Annotated in this window: 11 protein-coding genes; 7 read left to right on the top strand and 4 right to left on the bottom strand. The window is 53.2% G+C overall.

Translation table 11 applies throughout. From position 1 onward, the window contains the following. Positions 1 to 3: 3 nt before the first annotated feature. Together Q9J80_RS07040 and Q9J80_RS07035 are read right to left on the bottom strand one after the other, a co-directional pair. On the bottom strand, positions 4 to 1,440 hold the full coding sequence (locus Q9J80_RS07040; RefSeq protein ID WP_301673241.1) for an MBOAT family O-acyltransferase: 1,437 nt from the start codon (positions 1,438 to 1,440) through the stop codon (positions 4 to 6). A gap of 129 nt (positions 1,441 to 1,569) precedes the next feature. Continuing rightward, positions 1,570 to 2,727 carry a sugar transporter gene (locus Q9J80_RS07035; RefSeq protein ID WP_301673242.1) on the bottom strand — a complete coding sequence of 386 codons (1,158 nt, stop codon included), beginning with the start codon at positions 2,725 to 2,727 and terminating at the stop codon, positions 1,570 to 1,572. A gap of 147 nt (positions 2,728 to 2,874) precedes the next feature. Here Q9J80_RS07035 and Q9J80_RS07030 point away from each other — a divergent pair, with 147 nt between their 5' ends. Further along, positions 2,875 to 3,093, top strand: a complete 219-nt coding sequence (locus tag Q9J80_RS07030) for a heavy-metal-associated domain-containing protein (RefSeq protein WP_301673243.1) — start codon at positions 2,875 to 2,877, stop codon at positions 3,091 to 3,093. Between the two features lie 72 nt (positions 3,094 to 3,165). Here Q9J80_RS07030 and Q9J80_RS07025 read toward each other — a convergent pair whose 3' ends face one another. Next, a complete protein-coding gene (locus Q9J80_RS07025) occupies positions 3,166 to 8,394 on the bottom strand; it encodes a RecQ family ATP-dependent DNA helicase (protein ID WP_301673244.1) in 5,229 nt (1,742 codons plus the stop codon). 301 nt (positions 8,395 to 8,695) lie between these two features. On the opposite strand from Q9J80_RS07025, the gene Q9J80_RS07020 reads away from it, so the two are divergent. The 6 genes from Q9J80_RS07020 (at position 8,696) to Q9J80_RS06995 (ending at position 14,180) form a co-directional block, all read left to right on the top strand. Further along, positions 8,696 to 10,234 carry a class I SAM-dependent methyltransferase gene (locus tag Q9J80_RS07020; RefSeq protein WP_301673257.1) on the top strand — a complete coding sequence of 513 codons (1,539 nt, stop codon included), beginning with the start codon at positions 8,696 to 8,698 and terminating at the stop codon, positions 10,232 to 10,234. 81 nt (positions 10,235 to 10,315) lie between these two features. Next, complete coding sequence (locus tag Q9J80_RS07015; RefSeq protein ID WP_301673245.1) at positions 10,316 to 11,422, top strand: conjugal transfer protein; 1,107 nt, start codon at positions 10,316 to 10,318, stop codon at positions 11,420 to 11,422. A gap of 64 nt (positions 11,423 to 11,486) precedes the next feature. Beyond that, positions 11,487 to 11,942, top strand: coding sequence for a low molecular weight protein-tyrosine-phosphatase (locus Q9J80_RS07010; RefSeq protein ID WP_441338256.1), 456 nt, complete (start codon positions 11,487 to 11,489; stop codon positions 11,940 to 11,942). Positions 11,943 to 12,171: 229 nt separating this feature from the next. Continuing rightward, positions 12,172 to 12,648 carry a Fur family transcriptional regulator gene (locus Q9J80_RS07005; RefSeq protein ID WP_002258597.1) on the top strand — a complete coding sequence of 159 codons (477 nt, stop codon included), beginning with the start codon at positions 12,172 to 12,174 and terminating at the stop codon, positions 12,646 to 12,648. Further along, positions 12,636 to 13,562, top strand: a complete 927-nt coding sequence (locus Q9J80_RS07000; RefSeq protein WP_304671588.1) for a CobW family GTP-binding protein — start codon at positions 12,636 to 12,638, stop codon at positions 13,560 to 13,562. The genes Q9J80_RS07005 and Q9J80_RS07000 overlap by 13 nt, the downstream gene beginning before the upstream one ends. A 63-nt stretch (positions 13,563 to 13,625) precedes the next feature. Beyond that, entirely contained in the window at positions 13,626 to 14,180 is a 555-nt protein-coding gene (locus Q9J80_RS06995) for a peptidylprolyl isomerase (protein ID WP_301818716.1), read from the top strand. Positions 14,181 to 14,418: 238 nt separating this feature from the next. On the opposite strand, the gene ttcA is transcribed toward Q9J80_RS06995, so the two are convergent. Then, the gene (gene ttcA, locus Q9J80_RS06985; RefSeq protein WP_301673249.1) at positions 14,419 to 15,378 is read right to left on the bottom strand and encodes a tRNA 2-thiocytidine(32) synthetase TtcA; all 960 of its coding nucleotides are present in this window, start codon (positions 15,376 to 15,378) and stop codon (positions 14,419 to 14,421) included. Positions 15,379 to 15,584 lie beyond the last annotated feature (206 nt).

The following is a 15,584-nucleotide window of genomic DNA, read 5'->3' as shown; positions in this document are numbered from 1 at the left end:
CCCTTAAAAATTGGCATAAATAAAGCCGGGAATCCCCGAGGGGGCGAGGACGATAATCAGCAGCAGGATGATGGAAATCGGGATAAACCACAGCCACATTGGGATTTTTTCCAAACCTTTGACCACGCCGTCGAAAGCGCGTTGCAGGTAAGGGTAGAGCAGCATCACGGATGCAAACGAGGCAAGCAGCAGCATATCCGCTCGTTGCGGCGCGTTCCAGCCGCCGGCATTGGCAAAGAGCGCGCTGAAAACCGCGCCTGCATCGTCGGGGCTTGCGGTATTGAAAACGACGAAGCTGAGGCAGACAAAATGGAAGGTAACAAACCACGAGAGCGGCGCGAGGTATTTCAGACGGCATAGCGCGTCGCGTCCGAAATAGCGGTCTCCCGTGTTGAGCAGCACCAGCGCCGCGCCGTGCAGCGCGCCCCAAATGAGGAAGTTCCAGCCGTAGCCGTGCCAGATACCCGAGAGTACCATTGCCGCCATCAGGTTGAGCTGTGTCCGTAAAAAGCCTTTTTTGCTGCCGCCCAAGGGGATGTAGATGTAGTCGCGTATCCAGGTGGAAAGGCTGATGTGCCATTTGTCCCAAAATGCGCGGATGTTTAAAGCACGAAGCGGTGCGGAGAAGTTTTTGGGCAGCCTAAAGCCCAGCAGCATTGCCATGCCGATAACCAAGTCGGAATATCCAGAAAAGTCTAAAAAGAGTTGGAAGGTATAGCCGTACACGCCCGCCAATACGCCCCAGCCGTCGAATTGGGCGGGGTTTTCAAATACGGGCGACACCCAGTTTTCCGCCAGCATCCCCGCCAGCCACCATTTTTTGGCAATACCCAGCAGAATCAGGGAAACGGCGAGTGCGGGGCGGACGGGTGAGCGCGGTTGGCGGGTGCGGATTTGCGCCAGTGCGCCCGCCTGTTCGCCGTCCGCGCTTTTGAATGCGGCGGCGCGGATAATCGGGCCGGAGGTAACGGTGGGGAAAAAACTCAGGTGCAGCAGCAGCTCGTGCCAGCCGAAACGCGCGGCGTGCGGGGCGCGGAAGCAGTAAACCAGATAGGCGAGCGACTGGAAGGTGTAATACGAAAGCCCCAGCGGCATCAGGATGTCGATTGCGCCGCCCTTACCCGCATATTGTGCAATCAGTGGACGGAAAAAGTCGAAATATTTGAAAAAGCCCAAGACGGTCAGCGAGGCGGCAATGCCGCACCCCAGCCAGAAACGGCGCGTATTTTCGCGATCGGAACGGAGCAGTTCGCCCAAAAGGTACACGCAGGAGGAATAAAGGACGACGATTGCCGCAAATACGGGGCCGATATGGTAGAGCCAGCCCATACCGGCAGCCAAAAGCAGCAGGTTTTGGACGGACGGGTATTTCGCCAAGCCCCAGTAAATCGGCAGGAAGGCGAGAAAGAACAGTGCGAACTCGACAGACAGCAGCGGCATAAACCATCCTTGGAATAAGAAAATAGGCGTTAAAACACGGCAAAGCCAGCTATTTTAAGCAGGGGCGGATATTTCTTCAATCAAAATGCCGTCTGAAGGGTGGGAGGGGCTTCAGACGGCATCGCGCGGTCAGGTTCGGATATGGCGGTTCAGGTTCAGGCACAACCACAGCCCGGCCGCCGCCGCAAACATACCGACGATGCCGATACGGGAAATGCCGGCATATTGCGTTACCCAATGTCCCAGCAGTGCGCCGCCGCCGATACCGACGTTGTAAAGCCCCGAGTAAATCGAGTTGGCAAGGTCTGCGGCATCGGAGGCGAAATCCAAAACTTTGGAAACCATCCCCAGACTGACGACCACAATCGCCGTCCCCCATACGAACACCAGCGCGTAAATGGCGGCAGGCAAATGCACTAAAGGCAGCAAAAGCCCAGAGGACAGAGCGATAAGCGACACCGCGCCCGCCAAAAATGCGCGCGGATGTTTGGCAAACCATTTGCCGAACAGGTACGAAGCTGCAAAACCCGCCAGGCCGTACAGCCCCAAAACCACCGTAACCTGCCGCGCGGAGAAGCCGCCGATTTGGATGACGAAGGGCTCGATGTAGCTGTATGCGGTAAAGTGCGCCGTGATGACCAGTACCGTCATCGCATACAGCAGCATCAGTTTTTTCCGTTTTAAAAGCAGGGGCAGGCTGCTTAAAGAACCGGCATTCACGCTCGGCAGGCGCGGCAGGCTTTTGGCAAGCACTGCCATCACCGCCGCCGCACACCAACCAATCAGCAGAAAACTCGCCTGCCAGCCCAAATATTGTCCGACCATGCGTCCGAGCGGAATCCCCGCCACCATCGCCATCACCGTTCCCGTACTGAGCAGGCCTAAAGCCTGATTTCCTTTTCCGGCGGGGGCGATGCGTACTGCCAGCGAAGCCGTAATGGACCAGAATACCGCATGGGTCAGCGCAATCCCCACGCGGCTGGCAAGCAGGATTTCAAAACGCCACGAGGCAAACGACAGGATGTGGCTGACGGTAAACAGCGCAAACAGAACCAGCAGCAGGCCGCGCCGTTCCATATGGCGCGTCAGCAGCATGAGCGGCAGCGAAGTCAGCGCGACAATCCATGCGTAAATCGTAATCATTATGCCTGTTTCGGTCGCCGCCATGCCGAAGCTTTGTCCGATGTCGCTCAAAAGTGCGATGGGGATAAATTCCGTCGTGTTGAAGATGAACGCGCCGATTGCCAAGGCAACGACGCTCAACCAGGGTTTGTGTGAAGCGTTCATTGTTGTCGTCCTGATGGGCAGTGTTGTCATTATGGCGCAAGCGGCCGTCTTTTTCCAAACCTGCCGTGCGGTTTCAGCGTTTGCCCGAGTTTGCGAACCGTCCTACAATAACGTTTGTCAGATTGCAGTTCCAACGAAAGGAAAATCATGGAAACCCTTATCCTCGACATCGGCGGTATGAGCTGCGGCGGCTGCGTCAAAAGCGTTACCCGGATACTGGAAAGCGTCAAAGGCGTGGCTAGCGTCGAAGTCAGCCTTGAAAACAAAAGTGCGACCGTCGGTTACGACCCCGCGCAAACCGATGCAGGGGCGTTGATTGAAGCCGTAGAAGACGGCGGTTATGATGCGGCGGTGAAGCAAGGTTGAAACCATATGGCAAGGCAATGTCGTCTGAAGCCTCGGATTCGGGGTTTCAGACGGCATTTTTCTTTGTGCCGCCTACGGTTTGGGCGGAATGACCAGCATGGGGATGATGATTGACCACATATCGGCTTCTTCAGGAAACTCGTGGATATACTCCTCATCGTTATTTTTTCTATAGCCGACAGTAATGGCAGCCACCACTGCTTTGGTATGATGGGGAATCTTCTCTCGGAAGTCTTTAGCTGTGAGAGCGACAGGAATATCTCCTGAGCAGAACAGATAACCTCCGTAATAGAAAGGTTTGATGGTCAAACTGTCTCCAACTTCCAGTTGTTCAGCAGCTTCAATGCGTTGGCGGACGTTTTCATAGCTTGGATTATCGCTTTCTTTATCCCTCGCTATGAATCCGATATCAAGTTCGCCATAGTTGGAAAGCATCCTATATTCGACATTCAATTCAGGCAGTTCGGCAAAGGTGCGGTCTATGCGCTCTACGTCTTCGGGCAATGTGTTTATCCATGGGTGGTGTGGCGTGTGGTGGATCAGCGTCAGCGTCTTTTTGGCACGGGTCATTGCGACATAATAGAGGCGGCGGTTTTCGTCGCTGCGCTCTTCCCAGCCGTCGTCCAGGATAAAGACGTGGTCGAACTCCAAACCTTTGGATGAATGCGCCGTTCCCAAGAATATGCCGTCTAAACGGCTGATTTTTTCGTTGCCGACATATTCGTACAGCCAGTTTTTCAGAAATGCCGCAGGATGTTGTTGCGCGTCAGTGTTTTCAGACGGCCGGGCAATGGGGAATTCGTTGAGGAAGTCGGTTTTAAGCTGTACGAACCAGTTTTCCCATTTCTTGCCGCTGCGCCCGATTTCTTTCTCTATCAGCCGACAGAAATCCGCCGAAGAAAGCATACCGTCCACCGCCGTTTCGATGCCGTGCACCAGACGGACAAATTCGCGTGTTTTGCATAAAGACAGGCTTTGTTCGTTTTTCAGGAAGTAGGGAATGCCGTTTTGTTCGCACCATGCCTGCATGGGGTTGAGTGTGTCGTTGTTGCGGGCAAGGACGGCGATGCTGTTCCAAGAGATATCCGCCAAATTCCGCAAACGCTGTATTTCCGCAATGACGGCTTGGGATTGGATGTTGAAGCGTTTTCTCCGGTGGAACTCGGGGTGCAGGCGGATAACGAGGACGCGGCCTTGGCGTTCGGGGTCGGTTTTCGCCCAGCCGCCGCCGTCGGGGTCTTGCCGCCTTTCGGGATTGACGGCAATAGGGTGCAGGTTTTTCAGGCGGTCGGGCATTCCGCTTATCACGCAGTTGGCGGCGGTGATGATGTTTTGCGTGCTGCGGTAGTTGAAAGTCAGGAAATCGGGCGAATCCACGCCGTATTCCTCCTGAAAACGGCGGATGTATTCGTTGCTGCTGCCGTTGTAGGCAAAGATATTTTGGTCGTCGTCGCCGACTGCAAGAATGGTCAGCTTGTCTTCATCATCGCGTTTCCTGCCTGCCAGTGCGGAAACCAGCCTGTAATGCCGTTCGCTGATGTCTTGGTACTCGTCTACGAGGATATAGCGGAATCCCGACATGATGCGCTCGCGCGCTTCATCCCCGTCGACGCCGCTGATGCCATCTGAAAGCATGGCGGTGGCTTCTTCGCACCATTTTTCAAACTGTTCTTTGGTTTTCTGTTCCTCCTGTTCTCTGCTTTTGCTGTCGAAGCCTTTGCTGTCGAAACGTACGCCTAAAAGCCGCATTGCCATACCGTCGTAAGTCAGGACGGTAACGGCCCGGGCAAGGTTGCCGACCAGTCCGTGCAGGCGGCGTTTGACTTCCAGTGCGGCAAGCCGGGTAAAGGTCAGGACGATGATGGAGGATGCCGGAACGTGCTGGACACGCAGAAGATAGGCGACGCGGTGGACGATGATGCGCGTTTTGCCGGAACCGGGGCCGGCAAGCACCAGGCGGTTCCTGCCGCTCTGATCGGTAACGACGGCTTTTTGCACGCTGTTCAGACCGTCCGTGACGGCATGGAGGGTACCCGGAGAGACGGGTTCTTCTAATTCTTTCAGCCTTCCTGAGAACCATTTGTCCTTAAATGATTTTTCATCCGTTTTAAAATAGTCGGCGACCAGGTTTAAGGCTTCGGTGATGTTTTTGAGCGCGCGTTCCGCATATTCGCGCATGACGTGGATTTGGAAACGTTTTTCCCCGTAAAACGTTTCCAAGGGGCGGTAGTCAGATTTGAGGTATTGCCGTTTGGATTCCAGCGCGTTCCGGTTGGGGACGATGGTCATCGCGTGGCGCAGGATGGTAATGCCGTGGTTCAGTTTGATGATGCCCAGTTTGTGCATGAACAGCAGCGCCTGCTTGAGCAGGGTTTCGCGGCGGTTTGCCGGAATCTGTACCGACAATTGCATATCGTCGGCAAGCTGCTGCACCATTTCGCCGATTCCGGTTTCCACGACGACATCTTTCCGCCGGACACCCTCTGTCTTGCCGACGAGAAAGGACAGGATGCGGGCGCAGATGTTGCGGCGCAAAAGGGCGGTTTCCTGAATATCTTCCCAGCTGTCATTGTTTTTGAAGCGGATTTTCAGGCAGCCGTTGCCTAAGTCGCGGATTTCAAAGCTGCCGTTTTTATTGGATTTGAGTGCGGATTTGTCGTCCGCAAAAGACAGGATGAGTTGCTTGATTTCGGCGGGCGTGCTTTCCAGTCCCGAATCGTGCATTTCGTAGCAGACGGCATTGACGGCGAGATTTTGCCATATTCCTTGGTCGGCATCGGGAATTTCCGTTTTCAATATCTGCCAGAGTTTTTCTTCCCATCGGGTTATTTTTTCCAAAAGCCCCGACGACGGTTTGACATTATCGGTACGCAGGATGACGGTCATACGCGTATCGTTGGTCAATATGCCCATTTCTTCGAGGCTGTGCAGGTGTCCGCGCAATTCTTCCAAGCTGCATGCGGTCGCCTGTATCAGGTCGTCGGTACTGAGCGGCTTGTCATCCGGTGCGTTGAATACGATTTCGGCAATGGTTAGGTAGATTTCTTTGAGCCGTCGGGCGAACCGGCCTTTTTGAATCAGCTCTGAAGCCTGTTCCAGAGTCAGTTTGCCAGAGCGGGAGGGGAATATTTTGGTGCGGTTTTCTTTGCGGTCGAGCAGTTCGGCACGTTCCAGCCAGGAAATGGCGGTTTTGATTTTGGTGTCCGACTGGCGGTCGTCCCTGTCGAAGCTCATATATTCTTCGCTGTCTTTCAGAATCTCGCCGCCGGTGGCGATGACTTCGCCGCAACCGTCCTTGCCGTGTGCCGCCGCGTTGAGCATGCTGATTTTGCGCCATACCGTTTTGAGGTCGCGCAATTCTATTTGCGACATTTTACTGATGCCGAATTGGGTATCCACATCGCTTTTTTCATAAAGCAGGATGCATTTTGCCTCTGCACGGTCCCGTCCGGCGCGCCCGGCTTCTTGAAGGTAGTTTTCCAGCGAACCGGTGATTTCGGCATGAATGACCAGCCGTACATCAGGTTTGTCCACGCCCATGCCGAAGGCGTTGGTTGCGACGATGACGCGCAACCCGCCCTCGATAAAGCGGTTCTGTATGTCTGCTTTGGCATTGGTTTCCAGGCCTGCATGGAAGTATTCGCATGCCCAGCCTTGTTTTTGGAGGTATTCGTTATAGCCTTCCGCACTTTTGCGCCTGCCGACGAAAACGACTGCGCCGCCCCTTTGATGGTCGAGTTCTCGGTGGAGCAGTTCGTCGATTTTTTGTTTTTTGATGCCGTCTGAAGCTTCGAAAACTTCGTAAGACAGGTTGTCGCGCGCGTTGTCGCCGATAAATTGCCTAAATTCTATGCCGGCCTGCTCGCGGAAATTATCGGTAATGTCGGCAAGTACATCGGGTTTGGCGGTGGCGGTAAAGCAGCTTACCGGTGCGGTGCCGCCGTTTTTCCTGCCGTGTTCGGCGATGAATTTGACCGCATACAGGTAATCTGGTCGGAAATCGTGCCCCCATTTGGACAGGCAGTGCGCCTCATCGAATACCCAGCCGTTGATTTGACGTTGGGAAATGGCGGAAATGAAACTGTCGTTGCGGAACTGTTCGGGGGCGACCAGCAGGATGCCGATGTCGCCCAATGCGGTTTTGTCCAATATTTCGGCACGTTCGACCACTTCGACCAGGCCGTTGAGCATGGCGACGCAGGTAATGTTTTTTCTGAGCATTCCGTCCAGCTGGTCTTTCATTAGCGACTGTAGGGGCGAAATGACGACGGTCAGCCCGCCGTTACGGTAATAGCGGTTGAGTGCGGGAACTTGATAACACAGGGATTTTCCGCCGCCCGTGGGCAGGACTGCCAGCGTGTGCAGACCTTTCATCCCCGACTGCACAATGGCGCGCTGACCGCCTTTGAAACCTTTGAAATGGCGGAATTCGGACAGTTTGAAATAACGCTGCAACTGGGCTTCGGGATTGAGCATGTCGGCGCAGTAGTTGCAGTTGCTGTCGCCGCAGTCGTGATCGCGCAGTTCGGCAATCAGCCGCGCCGTTTCAGGAAAACGGCTCCGCACCCACGGGGCAAGCACGGAGTTGCCGCCGGAGACGTTTAGCCATGACAGGGCATAGGCAAGCGAAGGATAGATGTCGCGATTGCGGATGTCGGTTTTCATCAACTCTAAAAAACGCGTGCGGCAGACTTTCAAACGCCCTTTTCCTTCGTTGTCCTGCATCATCATCCAAATAATGCGTATCAATCGGTTGGTATCTGGGTGTTCGGTACGTTCGGCGAAGGAGATGCCGTCTGAAGAACGATACGGCAGACGCATATCGGACAATGCCGCCCACAGGGTAAATTCATCGGGTCTTTCGGTTTTGATTTTGCCGAATGCGGCACACTGGTCTTGAAAAAGCTGCCAACAGGCGCGGCAATCCGCCAACGGAGAGTTGAGTTCGGAAGAGATGATTTTGTAGTTTTTAATCAGGCGGTGGTACGGGTTTTGCGGAAAGGCGAGTGGCGACAGCTTCAGCGTATCGATAACGGGCAATGAAAGCCATGCCTGGTCGGGCGCGGCTTTTTTCAAATACAGCAGGTCATGTTCGAGGAAGTTGTGTCCCATCAGCCATTCCGCACCTTCCGCAAGGGGCTGCATTTCCGCCAATGCCTTCCTGAATCCTTCTTCATGGCGGAAGCTTCGTTCAAACCCGAGGTCAAGGTCGGGCCGGTATGCACCGATTTTGAAGACGGTATCGGTTTTGGGGTTAATTTCCAAGTCGATGATTAAAACGGCAGGTACGGCAAAATCCATGGTGGTCGGGATGCTAGCATAAAACGGTCAATATACCATAGTGTTGAGTCTTTATCCCTGATTTCGGAAGATGGCGGAGGGATGCGTCCGGACGTATGCGCATACCTTCAGACGGCATACTTGTTCGGAAGCCCGATAATTTTCGTGCGGTTGAAGTAGGCAGGCGAATTGGTTAAACTTGCGGGCATATTGTCTTTAGAGTGAACAAAATATGTCGAGCAAGAAGAAAAAAGCCGCTTCCGCACACCCCGTTATGGCGAAGAAAGCGCAGCAGACGGTTGTCGGCAGTCTCGCCTCCCATATGGCGGAACCTTCGGAAATATCGGACATCAAAAATTCATATGATGATTTGATGTACGAATCCGGCGCGTTCCCTCAAACAGCCATCAATAATTTGGAGGCACGCGCCCGCCTGATGGGTTTGCAGCCCGCGCCCGCCGCCAATGCCAAGGTCTTGGAGCTGGGCTGTTCGATGGGCGGCAATATCATCACGCAGGCACTTTATTACCCGGATGCGGAATTTACCGGTATCGACTTGTCCGGCAGGCAGGTTGCGCAGGGCAACGCCATCATTGAAAAAATGGGCTTGAAAAATGTTCGCCTGGAAGAAAAAGATATTTTGACCATCGATGAATCATTCGGGAAGTTCGACTATATCATCGTCCACGGCATTTGGTCGTGGGTGCCTGACGCAGTTAAAGACAAAATCTTTTCGATTTGCCGGAACAACCTGACCGAACACGGCATTGCCTATATTTCATACAATGTTTACCCCGGCTGGAAACGGCAGGAGCAGTTGCGCGAAATTATGTACTTTGCCGGCAGGGATGTGCTTGAAGAAACCTTGGAAGCACGGACGCGGAAAGGCTTGGACGCGCTCAAGGCGCTGGCGGAAATTTTGGAAAACGACAAGGGCTTGGGCGGCGGCGGCAAACTTCCGGCGATTCAAAAAATATTGAATCATAATTTTTATTACATCGCACACGAATATATGGAGGCGTTTAACGACCCGATTTACGTCAACGGCTTCATTGAATGGGCAAACCGCCACCGGCTGGCGTATATCGGGGATACCGATTTGCACGTGTCTTTTGTTTCTTGGATGGCGGAGCATACGCGGGAGCGGATTCTGGCGTTGGCCGGGGGCGATTATATTGCCAAGGAATTTTATAGCGATATTTTATCCGACCGCCAATTCCGTCGTTCGCTTTTATGCCGTGAGGAAGTCGGGGATGCTGTCAGGCGTGATGAGTCAGTTGCTGTCGAAGTGATAGAAAGTTTGAATTTCCGCCCGGCAAGAGGGGAAAGGATTGATTTTGATGAAAACGATACTCTGCTTTCGGGCATACGCGATGTGATGAAAACCGGAGAGCCGTTTAAAACGGAAGATGTTGCAGCAAATCTTGCCCGCCGGTTTCCCGGTTTGGAATTCGACCGCATGAAAATCAATTCCCAGCTTTTATTGCAAACCATTCTCGGGCGTTTTTCTGTTTCATCAGACAATGCGGGCAAACAATTTTTCGAAGACCATAAAACCTACGTACCTGCACGCTTTACAGACTATGTTGCCGCCTTTGTGGAACACGGTGCGGAAGCGTTTGTCCGGCCTGCCAACCGTTACAACGAAAGCACGCCCTCGTTCGGATACGGGCACTTGTACATTATGCGGCAATTGTCGCAGCCGACGACCAAACAGGCGGTGATAGATGCGGTTGCCGAAAACTTGAACATCGTCAGCACCACGCCCGACGGTTTGACATTCCATCCGCCTGCCGAAGTGTATGTGGAAGAAATATTGGCAGACTTGGCAGACAGGCATTTTCTCGTTTCGGCGGATTGACGGGCAAGTCCCGGCGGCAATCCGTCCGATATATTTTCAGACAGGAAAGACACACACTGCGAAAAGCGGTACGCGACACATATGAACCAGACATTTACCTTGCCCGATACGCGCCCGTATCCCCAAAATCCGATTAAAAACCACCTGCTGCTCAATGCCTACCAGTTGGCGCACAATTCCTCACAGGCTTCGCGCAAACTCTCGTCCGGCCAACTTCAAACCGAAATCAGGGGGATGCTTGAGCAAAACCACTATATCAACCTTTCCCTCGCGCTGACGATGTCGCCCGATGCCGGAACTTATGCCGCGCTGCTTTCCAGTGTGAACGCGGTACTCGATTGCGAGAAAGAAGGCGAAGTGCAGTGGTTCGCCCTGCCGGTCGTGCTGGTGTCCGGCTGCAAGAAAGAACGGGCAATCGAGATGAAGCTGCCGACGGAGGCATTGTTTGCCTGTTTGCAAAACTATCCGCAGCTGCGCGCGTTGACGCAAGAGACACAATGGCTGCCTTATCTTGTGCATTCTTCCGATTTGAGTGCCGTTACCCCCGATATATGGTGGCGCGCAAAACAGAACGAAGAGGCGGCTGCCAGACATTTGCGCAGTTTTGAGGAACGTCCGCTCGTCATGCCTGAAGGACAATCTGTCCATGTGGTCTATGCGCTGGGTTTCGGCAGCGGCAAGGTTCAGACGGCATTGGGTCAGAACCTTCTTCAGGCAGGCCTGCCCTTAATGCAGGTATGGCAGGAAAATCTTGCATCGGAAGGCGTTACACTGTTTGCCAATCCGCTTTCCCCGGATTCTCCGGTACGCGCGCTTTCAGACGGCAGCCACACGCGCCAACGTATGGCGATGGATGTTTTTGCGGCAAACGCGATACGCGCCGTGCGGATGCAGAGTCCGCGCGTCGGCGTAGTCGTTGCTGCAAAGGCGGGCGGACAGGTTTTATTCGGATTTAATGCGACCGACGGCGCGTTTGAAGTCGTGCCGCAGGTGTTTTCGTGGCAGCTTTCCTTTACCGACAACATCGCCGTTGTTCAGCAAAATTTTTTGGATTTAATGGCAGAATGCCGCGTGGAACACGTTTACCTGCTGCATAATGCCTTGGGCGAACAGGAAAACATCCCGAGCTATGCGGAAGCGTTGAAACGGGAAGGGCACAATCCGTTTTTCAGTACACAATACGATTGACCTGCCGATGCAGTCTGAAAGGGTTTCCGCTTCAGACGGCATCGCGTTGGAACAGGGCGTAGATATGAGAAAACCGAAAATCCTTTTTGTCTGCCTCGGCAACATCTGCCGTTCGCCGATGGCGGAATACATTTTGCGCCGCCGTGCCGCCGAAGCGGGCATTCCCCTTGAAACGGACAGCGCGGGGACATCGGGCTGGCACGACGGCGAAGATATGCACCGCGAGACGGCGAAAATATTGAAAAAACACGGTATCGATGCTTCAGGCTTTACCAGCCGCAAAATACGGAAAAGCGATGCGGCGGCGTTTGACTACATCATCGCGATGGACGGCAATAATTTGTCCGAATTGGAAAAAACCTTCGGCAGGCAGCCGGAAAAAATATTCAAACTGACCGACCTGATACCCGAAAGCGGTTACGACCATGTCCCCGATCCGTGGTACACGGGCGATTTTGAAGAAACATACAGGCTTGCGGATGCGGGCTGTCGGGCATTGTTGGAAAAGATTTCCAAATAAAGTAATTGAATACAAACACAAATATATAGTGGATTAACAAAAACCAGTACAGCGTTGCCTCGCCTTAGCTCAAAGAGAACGATTCTCTAAGGTGCTGAAGCACCAAGTGAATCGGTTCCGTACTATTTGTACTGTCTGCGGCTTCGTCGCCTTGTCCTGATTTTTGTTAATCCACTATAAAACCGCCTCCTGCCGTATCGGTCGTTCAGACGGCATAAACAGGAAATTTATGAAAACAAACTTCAAACAGAAAATCATCGATCAGGCACGCAGCGAAGGCTTGCAGGTAACCGCTTTGCGCGAGCAGGTATTGGATATTGTCTTGCAGCAAAGCGGCGTGATTAAAGCCTACAACGTCTTGTCGCAGATGCAGCAGCAAAGCGAGGGCGCGGTTGCGCCGCCTACCGCCTACCGCGCCCTTGATTTTTGGGCGGAGCAGGGCGTTTTGCACAAAGTGGCGGCGGTCAACGGCTATATTTTGTGCAGCCACGCGCAGCACGAGTGCAACGACCATTGCCACGACCACGAAGAAGCCGAAGCGCACCACAGCGCGTTTATTTTGGTCTGCACCGAATGCGGCACGGCGGACGAGCAAACCCTCAGCCACGAGTGGGCGGCACTGCGCGCAGGCGTTGCCGAAAGCGGCTTTGCGCTGAAAGAAGAACACGTTGTTTTAACCGGAATCTGTAAAAAATGTCAGAAATGAAAAAAACCAAAGTCCACCTGATTTCAGGTTTTCTGGGAACAGGCAAAACCACCGCGCTTAAAAGCCTGATGGCGCAAAAAGAGCCGAACGAAAAATGGGTCATCATCGTCAACGAGTTCGGCGAAATCGGTATTGACGGCGCGGTATTGAGCGACAACGGCATCCCTGTGGCAGAAATCGCCGGCGGCTGTTTGTGTTGCACCGCAGGCCCGCAAATGGGCGTAACCGTGCAGAAAATGCTGCGCGACGCCAAGCCCGACCGCCTGATGATTGAAGCAAGCGGACTGGCGCACGCAGCCAGCGTCATCGACGAATTGAAAGCCAAACCGCTGGACAGCCTTTTGGAAATCGGCGCCGTCTTTACCGTCGTCGATCCGCGCCAGTTCGTCAACCCCGATTACGCGCAGCAGGCGTTGTATAAAGACCAAATCGGCATCTGCGACGTATTGGTCGCCAGCAAAACCGATTTATGCACACCCGAACAGCTTGCTGAATTTCACGACAAAGCGGCAAAACTGTTCCCGCCCAAAGCCAAAGTGGTTGAAGTCCAAAACGCACAACTCGACATCCGGTGGCTCGATATTCCCGTCATCGAAAAATCACGCTACCGCCTCAAAGCCCTGCCGGACAACACGATGGGCTTCCAATCGCAAGGTTTCACATTCCCCGCCGGACGCGATTTCGACGGCGAAAAATTGACCAACTTCTTCAACGACCTGCCCAAAATGACCGAAGGACTCGTCCGCGCCAAAGGCGTGTTTCAAGTATTGGGAACGTGGGTGTGGCTCAACTGGGTGGACGGGCAATGGGGCGCGAACCAAGTGTCTTGGCGGCGCGATTCGCGTTTTGAATTGATTGCCAAATCGTTTGATGCGGATTTAATCGAACAAAAGCTCAAAGACGCATTGGAATAGCGTTCACGCGCTTCAGACGGCATAGGAAATGAAAATGCCGTCTGAAAGCTTTAGGAGGACGGGATGAAACCCAAATTCAAAACCGTTTTAACCGCGCTGCTTTTGGCGGCTTCCCTGCCGTCTATGGCGGCAACTCATGTTTTGATGGAAACTGATATGGGCAATATCCGTTTGGTTTTGGACGAATCCAAAGCACCCAAAACCGTTGCCAATTTCGTGCGTTATGCCCGAAAAGGCTTTTACGACAATACGATTTTTCACCGCGTTATCGACGGTTTTGTTATCCAGGGCGGCGGATTTACCGAAGACTTGGTACAAAAGGCAACCGATAAGGCCGTTGCCAACGAATCCGGCAACGGCTTGAAAAACACCGCCGGTACCATCGCTATGGCGCGGACGGCCGATCCGGATTCCGCCACCAGCCAATTCTTTATCAATTTGGCGGACAATGATTCACTCAACTACAAAAACGGACAATACGGCTACACCGTTTTCGGCAGGGTCGAAAGCGGAATGGACACCGTTTCCAAAATCGCCCGCGTCAAAACCGCCACGCGCGGCCTTTACCAAAACGTACCCGTACAGCCCGTCAAAATCCGCCGCGTTGTTGTCGAGTAATATAACGGGAAACCTTCAGAAAGCTGAAACGGAAAAAGCAGGCGTTTGGGGTTGAAAAGCGTCTGCTTCGGGATTTTATAGTGGATTAAATTTAAACCAGTACGGCGTTGCCTCGCCTTGCCGTACTATCTGTACTGTCTGCGGCTTCGTCGCCTTGTCCTGATTTAAATTTAATCCACTATAAAATGCCGTCTGAAACGCCAAACGGGCTTCAGACGGCATTTTTGACGGCGGAGGTTTACGCGCCGCAGGTTTTCGGCTTGTTCGCCAGAATGTTGATGACTTTGCGTTCGGCTTTTTGCGGCGCGATTTTGATTTCGCTTTCGTCTTCTTCGCTGCCGTCTGAAAAACGTTCGGGCATTTTTTCGCTGTCAAACGCCAAATCGCCGCCGTGTTTCAGGGTTTGACCGCGTTCCAATCCGGCAAAGTCAAAGAGTTCGGTATCGGCAAGGTGGGAAGGGACGATGTTTTGCAGGGCGGAGAACATCGATTCGATACGGCCGGGGAAGCGTTTGTCCCAATCGCGCAGCATGTCGCCGATGACTTGGCGTTGCAGATTGGGCTGCGAGCCGCAGAGGTTGCACGGGATAATCGGGAACTGTTTCAATTCGGCGTATTTGATTAAGTCTTTTTCTTTCACATACGCTAGTGGGCGGATGACGATGTGTTCGCCGTTGTCGCTAACCAGTTTGGGCGGCATGGCTTTGAGTTTGCCGCCGTAGAACATATTCAGGAACATGGTGGCAAGGATGTCATCGCGGTGGTGTCCCAAGGCGATTTTGGTGCAGCCCAATTCTTTTGCGGTGCGGTAGAGGATGCCGCGGCGCAGGCGGCTGCACAGCGAACAAGTCGTTTTGCCTTCGTCCAACACGCGTTTGACGGTGGAGTAGGTGTCTTCTTCAACGATTTTGTAGGGAACGCCAATGCTTTCGAGATAGGTCGGCAGCACTTCTTCGGGGAAGCCCGGCTGCTTTTGGTCGAGATTGACGGCAACCAGCTCGAAATCAATCGGCGCACTAGCTTGAAGCTGGCGCAGAATGTCTAATAGGGCGTAGCTGTCTTTGCCGCCGGAGAGGCAGACCATGATTTTGTCGCCCGGCTCGATCATGTTGAAATCGTTAATGGCGTCGCCGACGGCGTGGCGCAGGCGTTTGCTGAGTTTGTTGTTTTCCAGTTCTTGTTTGGTTTTTTTGGACATGGCGGTGGTTTGAAAAATTAGGGATGCGGCATTGTAACCGAAAACAGGGGAGGTTTTAAAATGCCGTCTGAAAAAGGTTCAGACGGCATTAGAGGGATTATTCTGCATTTTCGGTTTTTTTGAGTGTATTATTTCAGCCCTTTAAGTCGTTGATTCTAGGTTGATATGATCTCAATATACTCTTTGTATTCTAAGGGGATAGGTAG

The organism is Neisseria blantyrii, from assembly GCF_962747855.1.
Classification (GTDB): Bacteria; Pseudomonadota; Gammaproteobacteria; order Burkholderiales; family Neisseriaceae; genus Neisseria; species Neisseria viridiae.
Note: the sequence above shows the minus strand (reverse complement) of the source record. Positions and strands in the feature narration are given on the sequence as shown.

Bases quoted from the DNA above. Each gene is read 5' to 3' on its own strand.
- Q9J80_RS07040 (WP_301673241.1), bottom strand. From the start codon at position 1,440: ATGCCGCTGCTGTCTGTCGAGTTCGCACTGTTCTTTCTCGCCTTCCTG.
- Q9J80_RS07035 (WP_301673242.1), bottom strand. From the start codon at position 2,727: ATGAACGCTTCACACAAACCCTGGTTGAGCGTCGTTGCCTTGGCAATC.
- Q9J80_RS07030 (WP_301673243.1), top strand. From the start codon at position 2,875: ATGGAAACCCTTATCCTCGACATCGGCGGTATGAGCTGCGGCGGCTGC.
- Q9J80_RS07025 (WP_301673244.1), bottom strand. From the start codon at position 8,394: ATGGATTTTGCCGTACCTGCCGTTTTAATCATCGACTTGGAAATTAAC.
- Q9J80_RS07020 (WP_301673257.1), top strand. From the start codon at position 8,696: ATGGCGGAACCTTCGGAAATATCGGACATCAAAAATTCATATGATGAT.
- Q9J80_RS07015 (WP_301673245.1), top strand. From the start codon at position 10,316: ATGAACCAGACATTTACCTTGCCCGATACGCGCCCGTATCCCCAAAAT.
- Q9J80_RS07010 (WP_441338256.1), top strand. From the start codon at position 11,487: ATGAGAAAACCGAAAATCCTTTTTGTCTGCCTCGGCAACATCTGCCGT.
- Q9J80_RS07005 (WP_002258597.1), top strand. From the start codon at position 12,172: ATGAAAACAAACTTCAAACAGAAAATCATCGATCAGGCACGCAGCGAA.
- Q9J80_RS07000 (WP_304671588.1), top strand. From the start codon at position 12,636: ATGTCAGAAATGAAAAAAACCAAAGTCCACCTGATTTCAGGTTTTCTG.
- Q9J80_RS06995 (WP_301818716.1), top strand. From the start codon at position 13,626: ATGAAACCCAAATTCAAAACCGTTTTAACCGCGCTGCTTTTGGCGGCT.
- ttcA (WP_301673249.1), bottom strand. From the start codon at position 15,378: ATGTCCAAAAAAACCAAACAAGAACTGGAAAACAACAAACTCAGCAAA.